The sequence below is a fragment of the Bacillus sp. CR71 genome, assembly GCF_003429245.1.
Classification (GTDB): Bacteria; Bacillota; Bacilli; order Bacillales; family Bacillaceae_G; genus Bacillus_A; species Bacillus_A thuringiensis_S.
In genome coordinates this window covers 2,735,795-2,748,984 of sequence record NZ_CP031748.1, presented here as the reverse complement: position 1 = coordinate 2,748,984, position 13,190 = coordinate 2,735,795, and the positions used below count along the sequence as shown (strand labels likewise).

Here is a 13,190-nt window from a genome sequence, read left to right as displayed (position 1 = left end):
AAAAAGAAAAAAGCATTCATTAACGAGCATTTTGCAATACTTTTATTAGGTCATTTATATTTTCAACTTTCTGTTGAAACTGATCAAGTCTGCTATGTAGCAATGAAGGATTTTTATCTTCAGTTGAAATAACTTGTTTTAATTCGTTTTCTAATTTATCATACATATCAAAGAAATTATCAAATTCTACACTTACAAGCTCTTCATTTTCGCGATAGAATCTTTTTGCTTCTATATAAGTCATATATGATTTATTTAAAAATCCTAATGAAATTAAATATTTAGAAGTGTTTTCTTGATAAATAGCAATATCACACGCTATTTTAATATCAGAATAAGTCTTTTGAACAAGACAATGCAATTCAAAAATCTTAAACTTTAATCCATTATTCATTTCATCCCCTCCCATCGTATCTATTCTACATAAAATTAGAATATTATACAAAGAAAATTATTAGCATGAAATTGACAATTAAAAAGATAACTTAAGGATAAACAAATTCCTCTCATTACAAATTATAGTTGCGAAGCATTTACCAACTTAACAGAAAAAATAAAAAGCGAAAAGAATAAATCCCTTCCGCTTTTAGAGTAATAAATACATTTCATATTGCGCTAAAGAATTCTTTTCAAATCCACATTTCTTTAAAAAACCCTCCAGTAAATTATTGTTAGGAAACCCAATTGATAAACTTGATAAAATTAATTCTTCTCTTGCTACTTCTAATAATTTCATCCCAACACCAATATTTCTATAAACTTTGTCTACGAAAATAAAACTAATTTTACCTTGTTCATTTACACATAGAGAGCCTTTTAAGTCATTATCGACATATGCACCATAAAATACATTATTTGTTTTTTCGATATAATCAACATCATTTTGCCAATTTATATGGAAGTTTAACCATTTCTGAATTTCATCTTTAAAAGTTGGAAATTCTAATTGTTTTACTTCAATATCCTTACAATCTTTATTCATTATTTTAGTCAAATCATTTAAATTATAATAAGAAAGATCGTACACTTTTTCATAGCCCAACTTATTATAAAAATGAATCGCTCGGTCGTTTCCTACAATGACTTCGAGAAAAAGTTGCTTACATCCATGTTGAATCGCCTCTTCTTTATGCAGTTCAAATAATTTTTGACTCACACCAATACCGCGGTAATTAGGATGAACCGCTAATGTTCCACAGCGCATAGTCTTTATACTTTCATAATCCTTTATACCACCTAATATTACGCCAACTGATTTGTCACCGTCTAAAGCAAGAAAAGAATGTTCTAGCAAATTACCTTCTGGTCCAAAAAAACGTTGTATAAAACCCTCTTTTGAAACTTCCATCTTAATAATATAATCGGAAAATCCATCTTTAAAAGCTTCATATACTAAATCAATATTTACTTCACTACACCTTTTATATTGAATCATATAAAATTGCCCTCCAATTGCTTGTATTAATCTCAACATGTACCCATATAATATATTCCATCTATTATAAATTTCAGCTCTTAATTTGAAATGAACGGACATTTCCCTACATATAACTTACTATTAATTTGTTTTATAACAAACTATCTATTATTTACTACATTAATCTCATAAACACGTAAAAAAGCAATTAAATGCTCACATGCTCTTTCGCATGCTAGCATTTTAAAGATTTTTTGTTCTTCTTTCGTTTTATCATTTGCTTGATCTGAAGCAGCTTTTAAACATAAAAATGGTTTTTTATTTATTTGACACACATAGGCGAAAGCTGCTACTTCTTGATCAACTGCCAATGCTCCGTATACAGTATGAAGTAAATATCTCATTTCTGAACTACGAATACGTTGATCTCCAGATAAAAATGTACCGAAATGTATCGGATCATACAATCGTATTTTTTTTATTCTTCTTACAAGTGATTTTGTTGTTTCAATAGGTGCTGTTCTACCGTTATATAAATTAAAAACATCTTCTCCTGAGCCAGCAGCAGTAACATCGTGTTGTATTGCGTTTAGTGCTACTACAATATGACCGTTTTTCACTTTGTTTGATAAACTTCCGCATATTCCTGTCATAAACAACTCATCTGGCTGAAACTCACTAATTAACAATTGTACACAACTAGCGCAGCTTACTTTACCGACACCAGTTACAACTGATATAATTTCCAGCTCATTGATAGTATGAAAATGAAATTCCCAAGCTGCTCTTTTTTCAACACGTTCACTCGGATAATGTTGATGCAAATACGTCAGTTCTGGTTCCCATGCAGATACAATTGCAATACGTTTCATTACACGCTTCACTTCCCCTATTGTCATTTAAATAAGTTATCTATACTTTCTCGTTCATAATCTGGAATCCATTCTTTATATTTCTTATATAAATCTCGTATTATTTCTTTATTCTTCGCAATTACTTCACATCCTCTATCATCATACATAAACATGACAATATCTTTCGTTGCATTTATGAGAAATACATCTGGATAAGAAATTTCTTTTTTCCGTCCAAATCGAGGATACAAAACAGAGAAATCCTCATGATTAGCAGCTTGTATAAGCGATTCATATTTAATATCTTCCGCAAGACATTTTAAAGAAAATTGATATGTACAATATAATGTGAAACTTTAATCAGTTCATCCCCCACTGATTATCAGCCCTCACCAATCGGGCTTTTAGGGGCAGCCCGCCCCCCACCTACCTTCTTTGCTTTCGCTGAATTTTGAGGTGGGGGTCTTACTGCCCGGCAAATAGCGGGATAAATCTGCCTCTTCATCTTCAAATAGAAACGGTAACGTTTCTTGTCTTATATGAAATCTTAAATCTCTTTTCTTAATATATTTATTGTATACATTTATTTTCTGTGGAGTTTTTGTGTTTTCCTTTTTAAATCTATAAACATTTGTCACTACAAACACTACATCTTCTTTTGAAAATATGTCTTCAAATAAGAATTTATTATATGTATATAGCTGAGAAAAGTATTCCATATTTAAATCGTCGGTTCCTTCTACAATTTGATATTTATCTTTTCCAAAATCAAAATACAAATGATTTTCCCACTGAGAATATAAGTACGGTACTAATGTAACTCCTGGAAATGTTTGATTCATATATTCTTTTAATTGCATTTCCTTGTCCCTTCTACTGTACAATTCTTTTTAAATACCAATATGCTTCTTCTAGCCACGGATGTATAACTTTCAATGTATCTTTCCTTTCCCACAAATATGAAATATATACAAAAGCAGCTTTTTCCAAAGATTTTTCCAATCCTTTTTTTATTTCTATTAAATATGGTGGTGTCCCCTTTTGATCCCATTCTATTTTATCTGCAACAAATAAAACTAAATCCATCTTTGTTGGGTGTTTACGCAGTGTAGTATGACAACAAATTGCATCTAATACGTCTTCATCTTCTACTTTAAATATTTCTTTTGCGATTACTCTCGATAGTTTTTGATGAATAATCATAGGAAACTTTCTTTCTGCTTCCTCTATTTCTACCCCAAATTCTTCAGCAACTGCAATCCGCTCCTCGTTCGGAAAAATGCCACTAATATCATGTAAATATCCTGCAATTGCTGCTTTTTCTTTATCTACGTGAAACTTTTCTGCAATCTTTTTTGCCTTATTTGCCACACGAATTGAATGTTTATATGTAAACTCTTTATTATATTTTAGTAGAAAATCTTTAATATCATTGTCTATTTTTCCAGTTGGAGCAAATGAATATATATCATTATATAACATAGAAAATCCCCCTTATAACTAACTTTCAGTATAATGCAGAATTTAAATATCTTTGTTATTTTATATTCGTTATTAATCTTTTTACTCCTTTTTAATACGTTACATGAAATTTTATACAGAATCATTGCTACAAGTACATAAATGTTTGATATTATAGTAATGTTGATGATTTGTAAGGAAAGGAACTACAAAATGAATAAAAACATATTAATTATTGATGATGATAAAGAAATTGTTGAATTACTTGCTGTTTATTTGCGAAATGAAGGCTATAACATTTATAAAGCTTATGATGGCGATGAAGCATTGCAGAAGGTTTCTACATATGAAGTTGACCTTATGATTTTGGATATTATGATGCCAAAACGAAACGGATTAGAAGTTTGTCAGGAAGTACGTGAAAATAATACTGTACCAATTCTAATGCTTAGTGCAAAAGCAGAAGATATGGATAAAATATTAGGTCTTATGACAGGTGCCGATGATTATATGATCAAACCATTCAATCCATTAGAATTAGTAGCTAGAGTGAAAGCTTTATTACGAAGATCATCTTTCCAAAATGCTACTTCGCAAAAGAATGAAGATGGTATTATTCGTATTCGCTCTGTTGAAATACACAAACATAATCATACTGTTAAAGTAAATGGAGAGTATATTAAACTAACCTCTATTGAATTCGATATTTTATATTTACTTGCGAGTAATACAGGAAGAGTATTTAGTTCAGAAGAAATTTTCGAACGCGTTTGGAATGAAGATGGTTATGGTTCAAATAAGACGGTAATGGTCCATATTAGCAACTTACGGGATAAACTTGAAACGGTAATGAATGGAGAAAAATTTATTCACACTGTTTGGGGAGTTGGCTATAAAATTGAGAAATGAAGCATTTGATATATTAAAAGATATCCCTAAATGGAAACTTATTTTTTGGCTCTTACTAGCTATCACACTCACTCCTATTACTGAATTAATTATTTATCGCCTCGTTACGAGTGTAATTGAAAGTTCACTTACTCTAACCGAGCTCGGTAAAGAATTCATTCGAATTTTTGGTTATGAAAAGTATAAAGGGGTTAAAGAATCTTTATGGATGATGATTGTTTCTTATTTGTTTTTATTTTCTATTTTTTCATCCTATCTTTACATTTTTTATCGTCACGAGAGAAAACTTTACTATGAAACTTGTATAAAAAAAATGATAGAAGAAATTCGTTACATTGCAAATGGAAACTTCAATCATAAAGTTTCTGTTGTAAATCATAATTATTTGGAAGAGTTAGCAATCGGGATCAATGAAATTGTTGAACAATTAAAAGTCTCAATTGATGAAGAAAGACAAGCGGAACAAGCAAAGAGTGAACTTATTACAAATGTATCACATGATTTACGTACTCCCCTTACTTCTATAGTTGGATACGTAAATTTAATTCATCATGATAATTATAGAGATGAAGTGGAATTGCGATACTATATTCAAGTCATTTATGATAAAGTAACTCGTCTTAATGCATTAATGAATGACTTGTTCGAATATACACGTGTTCAAAATAAAGAGTTAAGCTTGTATTCTGTCCCCATTGATATTGTAGAGTTACTTGGACAATTAACTGTTCAATTCCGAATACAGGTTCAAGAAGCTAATATAGAATGTAGACCTTCTTTCCCATCTCAAAAGCTCATGGTATTAGCTGATGGTGACAAATTAGTGCGTGTGTTTGAAAATCTTATTATAAACGCTATCGCTTATGGAAGCGAAGGTCGCTATATTGACCTTACTGCTTATGAAAGCAATAATATGATTACAATTGATATAACAAATTACGGACAACCTATTCCTAGTACGGATTTACCTCATATTTTTGAACGTTTTTATCGCGTTGAAAAATCGCGCTCTACAAACACTGGTGGATCTGGACTTGGATTAGCAATTGCAAAAAGTATAGTCGAATTGCATAAAGGAACAATTGAAGTATATAGTGATGACGAAAAAACAACTTTCACTGTAAAACTACTCCCCTACAAAGGTTAATATCACAAATAAAAAGTTCAATTTCTTATCATATAAGAAATTGAACTTTTTCCATTAATTACAAAAAATTAATAATCCTTTATAATTCTTTAGAAATTCTTTACCTTTTCTTTCTTCCTAATTAAGCATTCTTTTTTACAATACTATTATTGATGTCATAATAGGAGGATCGCTTATGCAATTCTTAAAAAAATTCGCTATTTTATTATTATCTTTTTTCATTACTGCACTTATCGTTTTATATTTTTACCTTTATGTAAATGGTCCGATTATTCAAGCTAAATCAGCTATCTTAATAAATGCTAATTCAGGTGAAATTGTTTATAAAAAAAATGAAGAAACTCCAGTACAATCAGCTGCTTTATCTAAATTAATGACAGAATATATCGTATTGGAGCAACTAAATGATAGAAAAATACAGTTAGATGACTTCGTACAAATAAGTAACGAAGTATTCCGAGTAGAAACAAGCCCTATACAAGTAACATCGAATGATAAAACAACGGTTCGTGATTTACTTCATGCATTGCTACTGGCAGGGAATAATCGTTCTGCACTCGCTCTTGCAGAACACATTGCTGGAAATGAAGATAACTTTACAGTATTAATGAATAAAAAAGCAAAAGAACTAAAGTTATTACAACCATCTCCATTTCTAAACTCTACTGGAATTAATAATGATACAAATAAACAATCAACTACAACAGCAATAGACGTAGCTAAATTAGCAGCACGATTAATAAAAGATTTTCCAGATGTATTGAATATTACGAAACTAACCTCTTACCAATTTTCCTTCAAAGATTCCCAGGTTTTCAATACGAATAAAATGATATATTCCCTTAATGAAAACATTAAACTTCAAGGTGTTGATGGCTTACAAACTAGTTTTTCAACTAATGGTAATTATAGTTTTGTCAGTACAGCAAAACTTGAAGATACTAGACTAATTTCAGTAATATTAGATGCAGATGAAGAAAACATTTCATTTATTGAAACAAAAAAGTTGCTACAGTATGGTTTTGATCCTTCCTCGTACTCTGCACTCCAAGCTTTTAAAGACACCCTTACATCGTGGACAATATTGCTTCAGTTTAAAAATTTAATTATACAAACTATAATGATTTTTTTAATCATTACCACCTTAATGTTTTTACATATACGTCAGAAAAAATCCGAGGATTTCAATTAAGAAATCTTCTTATATATAAAAACCGACTTGCGTTTGAGATGCAAGTCGGTTTTTAATTCTATTATCCTCTTCCAATTAAATTTGCTGAAACTGGTTGCAAGTTTAACTGCCTCGCCCATATAGACAGCTGACCAATATGATGAATTTCATATCCCATGTCTTAAAACCTATGTTTTTCGAGGCATACACCCATCTCTGTTTCCGTTCATTGTGTTCGTTTGTTTAGTTTAAATGGGTTAATCTATTAATTCTATTAAATCCAACAATTTAACTATTACATATTAAAGTTCTATTCATATACTATAGTAGATTACTAGAAAGGAGGCTTAACTATGGATAGTTGCGTTGTATTTGTAAACGGACAACCTTTTTTAGTTCTTTCAGTAGCTGGTATTGAAATTGCTAGATTAGAGATTTCCCTTCAAGTAGCATTAGCTCTAAGAGTGCTTGGGATACCAATCTGTGATTAATTACCAAATTAATAAAAAAAGAGGGCATTAGCCCTCTTTTTTTATTTTCTTCTCACCTTTTCTTAACAACAAACAAAATTCAAATTTGATTAATTATAAAAAATTAAAGTACATGAACGTTACATGAAACACTTGTTAAGATCGCTGTCCTTCACACTATTTATTTCGCCGACATTATATAATCAAAGCACACGATGATTAACTTTTTATACGGCTTATTTTAAGTGTGCTAGCCAATACTTTTACTTGTATGTTCTATACACTCATTCTCTACGGTATACTGATACCAACTTATATTTTTTGATGAGAGCCCATTTCCCTATATCCCTCTTTATTCCCATGCACTTTTTTCTCAAATCCAAGCTAAATAATCTATATTGTTATCTTTTAAACTCGCCTCACTATCCGATTATATTAATAACCTATCACCTGGTAACCATTATCTAATTTATCTTCAATTGGATGGTCCATCATTTATACTTACGGATTGGCTTTCCCGTATCTATTGTGCATGGACATTAGGTTTTCTAGCATCTAGCTCATTTCTTTAAAAATGTAGGGTATTTCGTCTATTATTAAATGAATAATGTTTGGAAGGGTGATGTAATATGACAGAAATTAAAGTAGGGCTTACACAATTTTTAGACTTCACACTGAAAGGTAGTACAGCTAAAACAAACTTTATAAAAAATCTAAAATCCCAACCTGAATATCAACCAGCTTTTGATTACTGGAAACAATTACGAGAAACTGTTATTAAATTTCATCAAAACAAACTACCTTTTGAATGTTTCGAAACATTAGTACAAACGGTTGATCAGAAAAAAAAACAAAACTACATTGATGTTATAAAGCAATACAAAAAATTCATTAAAAATAAAGACATCTCCTGGTTTGATCCAGGTAAATCACATTGGAAATCAGATGATTTAATCGTCCGTTCATCACCTGAACTTGGCTTATTCATTAATAATGAGCCACATCTTATCAAACTGTTTTTCAAAGGAAAAAAAGAGCGAATTGATAAATACAACATTAACTCGACACTTACACTATTAAATGAATCAACATTTTCAAATGAACGAAACGATGTGAATTATACGGTACTTAACATCCAAAAGAACAGAATGTATACGAATAACTCTATTAATAATAATCATTTAGTAGCGCTTAAATCAGAAGCTAACCAGTTTTGTTACATATGGAATAATCTGTAAAGTTTACTATTCATCCCTTTCAATACCTTGTTGATGCATACTTTAGTTACAATTTTTACAGATTCATTCAGTTTCGTTTAATTAGGGCTCACCCTCTTATTCCTCAGAAACAATGCAGGTGGGCCTTTTTCAAAAATGGTTTCTTTGTCAGTTTTAATATACTAGCTCTCCCCCTGAAACAGCTGCAATTGAAATTATTTTTGTTTTATTATCCACTATACCCACCAAGCCCCTTTTGTTAACATAATATAATTATAAATTACTATTGTTGCTACTTCTTCCATTCATATTCTAACATACTCATTTCCCATAAATTCCAATACGTTTCTCCTACTCTTTTTGACTCTCTTAATAAGCCTTCTTTTACAAACCCTATTTTTTCGTAACAGAAAATGGCCGATGTATTAAAATCGTACACACCAAGAGTTACCCTATGTAGTTTTAATTCGTCAAAAGCAATATGAAGTACTGCTTTCATCATATGTTTTCCTATAGAACGTCCTCTCATCTTCGTATTACCAACTAATACTTTTCCAATTCTAGCGGACTTATTAATATTATCTATTTGCCCAAGCGAAATATGACCAATAACGTCTGAAGTCACTTCATCTACCACTTTGAAAGCGAGTGTATTTGCACTTTCTATATACTTCTCTAATTGCTGTTCGTCTAAAGGGAATGTGAATGCATTTCCTGACCATTGTATTAGAAATTCTTCGGAGTTAATCCAATTTATTAATTGTTTAAAATCAGATTTCTTAAAGCTTTCTAGTTTAATCACTTCCTTGCTCCTTTCATACATCATGCTTTATAACCTCAAACTTATTTCTATATAAAGAATATATTCTCCTTTTATATGAAATTAAAATAAAGCCATTCATGTGAATGGCTTTACAAAAAAGCAGCATAATTATGCTTTGTTTGCTACATCAATACCATTAAAATCAAAGTCAGCAGTAACCGTTGTAACAGGTGGGAAAATTGCTTCAATTTTACAAATGGAAATAATTACTCCAACCGATCCAGGAATAGCCGCAAGCCTAACTAGATCACAACTTACAGACGAAACAGTACCTACATAAGTACGTCCCTCTGTATTAATTTGAACTGTTCGATTAATTAATTTCTTAAGTTCATCTCTAATTCCTTGTACACAAGAATTATCACATTTCTCATGCTGTTCTTTTTTACACTCTTCGAATACTTCCCAACAATCATCTTGTTTACATGTACACTTCTTTTTACAATTATTAAATCGAGAACCCAATACCTCACCCCCTAATCCTTTCTATTAGTAAAGTATGTCCACTAGCTTAAAAGGGTACGAGGCAAACACATAAAAAGAAAAAAAACAAACAATTGTACTATACTTTCTTTTCATTATTCATTATAAAAACAGACTTCTCCTAATTAAAAGCTTGTTTAATGAGCGGCCGTGAATTTAGTCCTACTCCATTTAATGTTTAGACACCACTTTCTAAAACAAATCTTTTTTCTTTTAAATAAGACGCACCTTAAAAACACACTAGATTTTTCCATTAACTCACATATACATAGACTTTATTTGTGGATTTTTCCTTTGTTATTGTGAAATATACATTTAAAAAAGCGTACTCGAAAATAAGATATTATTTGTAATCAGAACGCTTTCTTCAACAAATGTTTATTGGAAAACACCATAACTAGTAGTAGTTCTCTCCACTATCTCTTAAAAATTAGCATGGTTTGTATGAACTCTATATCGAGTAGAAAACACTCTATCATATAAAGATAAAATAGTAGGTTAATAAACAAGCCATTTTTTTATTAAAACATAGAATAATATGAACACTATTGAAAGGAGGTAGAAATGAATGTCTTGGAAAAATGATTGCTGGAGTTCTCAGAAAAAGCATTGTTGTGATGATTGGTGGAAATCTAAAGAAAAGCATCATTGTGATGATGATTGGAGTTCTCAGAAAAAGCATTGTAATGATGATTGGTGGAAATCTAAAGAAAAGTGTCATCGTGACGATGATTGGTGGAAATCTAAAGAAAAGTGTCATCGTGACGATGATTGGGGTTCTAAACGAAATAAGTGTCGTTGTAAATGTTTCTTTATTTGTTGCCATTGTAAAAGAAAAAATTGGTAATTTTTTTAATGTCAACGTAAAGAAAAAAATATGGCTTTTGGAACCAATCGGGCTTTTCCGGAAAGTTAATCCCACACCTACTTCCTTACTTTCGCTGAATTTTTAGGTGGGGGCATTACTGCCCGGCAAATAGTGAAATAAATACTAGAATGTAATATATAAAAAGCTGACTGAGTATAGTCAGCTTTTTATATATTAACACGTAAAAGTTTTAACAGACATATAAAGCAGGCACGCTTTGTTATCACCTTGTTGTAAATTAGTATTTCTCCATTGAGTAGACATTCCATAATATCGTATTTTGATTAAAACAAAAAACATACTTAACACCAATAGTAGAATTTTTCTTCTTCATCAAATTCACTTCTTTTCTTTTTATTAACATAAAAAAGGAGCTCTGTTTATATAGAGCTCCTTTCTAATTTTATAATTTACTAGACTGTAACCCCTGAATAAACGGTACTACTTCAGGATTTACAAGTGACGACAAATCACCTAATTCTTTTCCTAAATAAGCTGCTTTAATAACACGGCGCATTACTTTAGAATTACGTGTTTTCGGTAAATCTTCTACAACGTGGATGTCTTTAGGACACAACGCTTTTCCAATATGTGAGTTTACTAAACTCATTAATTCTTTCTTTAAATCTTCTGTAAATATTACCCCTTCTCGTAATACAGCAAAGCAATGACAAACTTCACCTTTCACTTCGTCAGGTACACCAATTGCAGCAGCTTCGATTACATCGTTATGTTTCACAAGAATAGATTCATATTCAGCAGGTCCAATACGTTTACCTGCAATATTTAACGTATCGTCTGAACGCCCTGTGATGATATATTGTTCACCATCGTAAATGACCCAGTCACCGTGGACCCATTTATTTTCAAAACGCGACCAATATGTGTTTACGTAACGTTCATCATCTTCCCAGAAGCTTTTCGTCATACCTACCCAAGGTTTCTCTAAGCATAATTCTCCGACTTCATCTCGAATTGGTTTACCTTGATCATCCAGTACGACAGCTGCCATTCCTGGTAAAGATGCGTTAAAACTAATCGGTGCGATTGGCTTAATAAGAACATTGCCGAAAATCCCACCAGAGATTTCAGTTCCACCTGAGTAGTTACAGATTGGAACATTTCCTTTTCCAACTGTTTCAAACAGCCACATCCATGGATCAGGATTCCAAGGTTCTCCTGTTGATGCGAATACTTCCAAACTCTTTAAAGAATGTTTATTGACATACTCATCACCTTTTGCCATTAATGCTCGGATTAACGTTGGCGAAATACCTAGATGAGTAATTTCATATTTATCAACTGTCTCCCATAACCGGTCTGCTTCTGGGAAGTCTGGAACACCTTCGTACATAACCATCGTTGCTCCATTAATGAGTGAACCGAATAATAGAAACGGCCCCATCATCCAGCCCATATCAGTTACCCATAATACACGATCACCTTGTTTAATATTCATTCCAAATCCTGCATCAAAAGCTGCTTTCAAAGGAAATCCTGCATGCGTGTGTACTGTTCCTTTCGGCTTACCAGTCGTTCCTGATGTATAAATGAGCATTAATGGATCATCACTTTGCATTTCCTCGGCATGTATGAATGGTTTTTCTTTTTCTAGCGTACTCCACGAAAAGTCATAGTTATGTGGTGTAAAATCATTTCCTGCATGACGAACGATAACAACTTTTTCAACAGTTGGGCAATGTTCACAAGCTTTATCTACTTCATCTTTTAAAGAAACAATTTTACCGCGGCGTGAAAATCCATCTGCGGTAATAATCATTTTTGAACCTGCCGCTTGCACACGTGTCATAACTGCATCAGACGCAAAGCCTGAGAATATTGGTGAAATAATTGCTCCAATTTTCATTACAGCTAGCATCGCAACAACTGTTTCTGGAATCATCGGCATATAAATTGTTACACGGTCACCTTTTTCAATACCCGCGTGTTTCAAACCATTGGCAACACGGCTTACCCAGTTATCAAGCTCTTCATATGTAAATGATTTTGAAGTTCCATTTTCTCCTTCGTACTGAAGTGCTGGCTGTATTCTTGTCTCTTCATCCGCAAGCCAGCGGGATAAAGCTGATTCTACAACGTTACATGTTCCGCCATTATACCACTGTGCAAACGGTGTACCATTTTCTAAATCTAACACTTCTGTATAAGGTTTCATCCATTGATAGCCAACTGCTTTTTCTGCCTCTCCCCAAAGCCAAGCTGTTTCCTCAATAGATTTATTATAAAAAGTTTCATAGTCTTCATATCCCAATGATTTCATCCAACTATATAAACGTGTTTTTTCCTTGTACTCTTCTGTTGGAAACCAAACTGCTTGTTTCAATGTTTTCCCCTCCTTAACTTTTTGAG

The 13,190-nt window shown here is 31.8% G+C and carries 13 protein-coding genes and 2 pseudogenes; 6 read left to right on the top strand and 9 right to left on the bottom strand.

From position 1 onward, the window contains the following. Positions 1–19 precede the first annotated feature (19 nt). From DOS87_RS13740 to yqeK, 5 genes and pseudogenes are all read right to left on the bottom strand, one after another. On the bottom strand, positions 20–394 hold the full coding sequence (locus DOS87_RS13740; RefSeq protein WP_001059022.1) for a hypothetical protein: 375 nt from the start codon (positions 392–394) through the stop codon (positions 20–22). Positions 395–586: 192 nt separating this feature from the next. Continuing rightward, on the bottom strand, positions 587–1,435 hold the full coding sequence (locus DOS87_RS13735; RefSeq protein ID WP_000617064.1) for a GNAT family N-acetyltransferase: 849 nt from the start codon (positions 1,433–1,435) through the stop codon (positions 587–589). A 143-nt stretch (positions 1,436–1,578) separates the two neighbouring features. Further along, positions 1,579–2,316, bottom strand: a complete 738-nt coding sequence (locus tag DOS87_RS13730) for a phosphorylase family protein (RefSeq protein ID WP_002082744.1) — start codon at positions 2,314–2,316, stop codon at positions 1,579–1,581. Continuing rightward, positions 2,313–3,131: pseudogene (locus DOS87_RS30620) on the bottom strand (DUF3885 domain-containing protein). The gene DOS87_RS13730 and the pseudogene DOS87_RS30620 overlap by 4 nt, the downstream one beginning before the upstream one ends. Positions 3,132–3,144: 13 nt before the next feature. Further along, a complete protein-coding gene (gene yqeK / locus DOS87_RS13715; protein WP_098506502.1) occupies positions 3,145–3,753 on the bottom strand; it encodes a bis(5'-nucleosyl)-tetraphosphatase (symmetrical) YqeK in 609 nt (202 codons plus the stop codon). Positions 3,754–3,945: 192 nt separating this feature from the next. On the opposite strand from yqeK, the gene DOS87_RS13710 reads away from it, so the two are divergent. From DOS87_RS13710 to DOS87_RS13700, 3 genes are all read left to right on the top strand, one after another. Beyond that, positions 3,946–4,641, top strand: a complete 696-nt coding sequence (locus tag DOS87_RS13710; RefSeq protein ID WP_001038808.1) for a response regulator transcription factor — start codon at positions 3,946–3,948, stop codon at positions 4,639–4,641. After that, entirely contained in the window at positions 4,631–5,788 is a 1,158-nt protein-coding gene (locus DOS87_RS13705; protein WP_098425356.1) for a sensor histidine kinase, read from the top strand. Before DOS87_RS13710 ends, DOS87_RS13705 begins: the two co-directional genes overlap by 11 nt. 175 nt (positions 5,789–5,963) lie before the next feature. After that, the gene (locus DOS87_RS13700) at positions 5,964–6,980 is read left to right on the top strand and encodes a D-alanyl-D-alanine carboxypeptidase family protein (RefSeq protein WP_001160048.1); all 1,017 of its coding nucleotides are present in this window, start codon (positions 5,964–5,966) and stop codon (positions 6,978–6,980) included. A gap of 61 nt (positions 6,981–7,041) precedes the next feature. On the opposite strand, the pseudogene DOS87_RS13695 reads toward DOS87_RS13700, so the two are convergent. Then, positions 7,042–7,131 (bottom strand): annotated as a pseudogene (locus tag DOS87_RS13695) (DNA damage-inducible protein DinB); the annotation flags it as partial. Between the two features lie 181 nt (positions 7,132–7,312). Between DOS87_RS13695 and DOS87_RS13690 the strand changes: the two are divergent. Further along, a complete protein-coding gene (locus tag DOS87_RS13690) occupies positions 7,313–7,450 on the top strand; it encodes a DUF3956 domain-containing protein (RefSeq protein WP_000376554.1) in 138 nt (45 codons plus the stop codon). Positions 7,451–8,058: 608 nt separating this feature from the next. Then, positions 8,059–8,667, top strand: a complete 609-nt coding sequence (locus DOS87_RS13685; RefSeq protein ID WP_000136050.1) for a hypothetical protein — start codon at positions 8,059–8,061, stop codon at positions 8,665–8,667. 271 nt (positions 8,668–8,938) lie between these two features. Here the strand turns inward: DOS87_RS13685 and DOS87_RS13680 are convergent, their stop codons facing one another. Together DOS87_RS13680 and DOS87_RS13675 are read right to left on the bottom strand one after the other, a co-directional pair. Then, positions 8,939–9,472, bottom strand: coding sequence for a GNAT family N-acetyltransferase (locus DOS87_RS13680; protein WP_000990084.1), 534 nt, complete (start codon positions 9,470–9,472; stop codon positions 8,939–8,941). A gap of 105 nt (positions 9,473–9,577) precedes the next feature. Beyond that, on the bottom strand, positions 9,578–9,934 hold the full coding sequence (locus DOS87_RS13675; RefSeq protein WP_000535572.1) for a hypothetical protein: 357 nt from the start codon (positions 9,932–9,934) through the stop codon (positions 9,578–9,580). A gap of 599 nt (positions 9,935–10,533) precedes the next feature. Between DOS87_RS13675 and DOS87_RS13670 the strand changes: the two genes are divergently transcribed. Next, the gene (locus DOS87_RS13670; protein WP_208730364.1) at positions 10,534–10,905 is read left to right on the top strand and encodes a hypothetical protein; all 372 of its coding nucleotides are present in this window, start codon (positions 10,534–10,536) and stop codon (positions 10,903–10,905) included. Positions 10,906–11,223: 318 nt separating this feature from the next. Here DOS87_RS13670 and DOS87_RS13665 read toward each other — a convergent pair whose 3' ends face one another. Next, positions 11,224–13,164: an AMP-binding protein gene (locus tag DOS87_RS13665; protein WP_000806506.1), complete on the bottom strand. Its 1,941-nt coding sequence runs from the start codon at positions 13,162–13,164 to the stop codon at positions 11,224–11,226. Between the last annotated feature and the right edge of the window lie 26 nt (positions 13,165–13,190).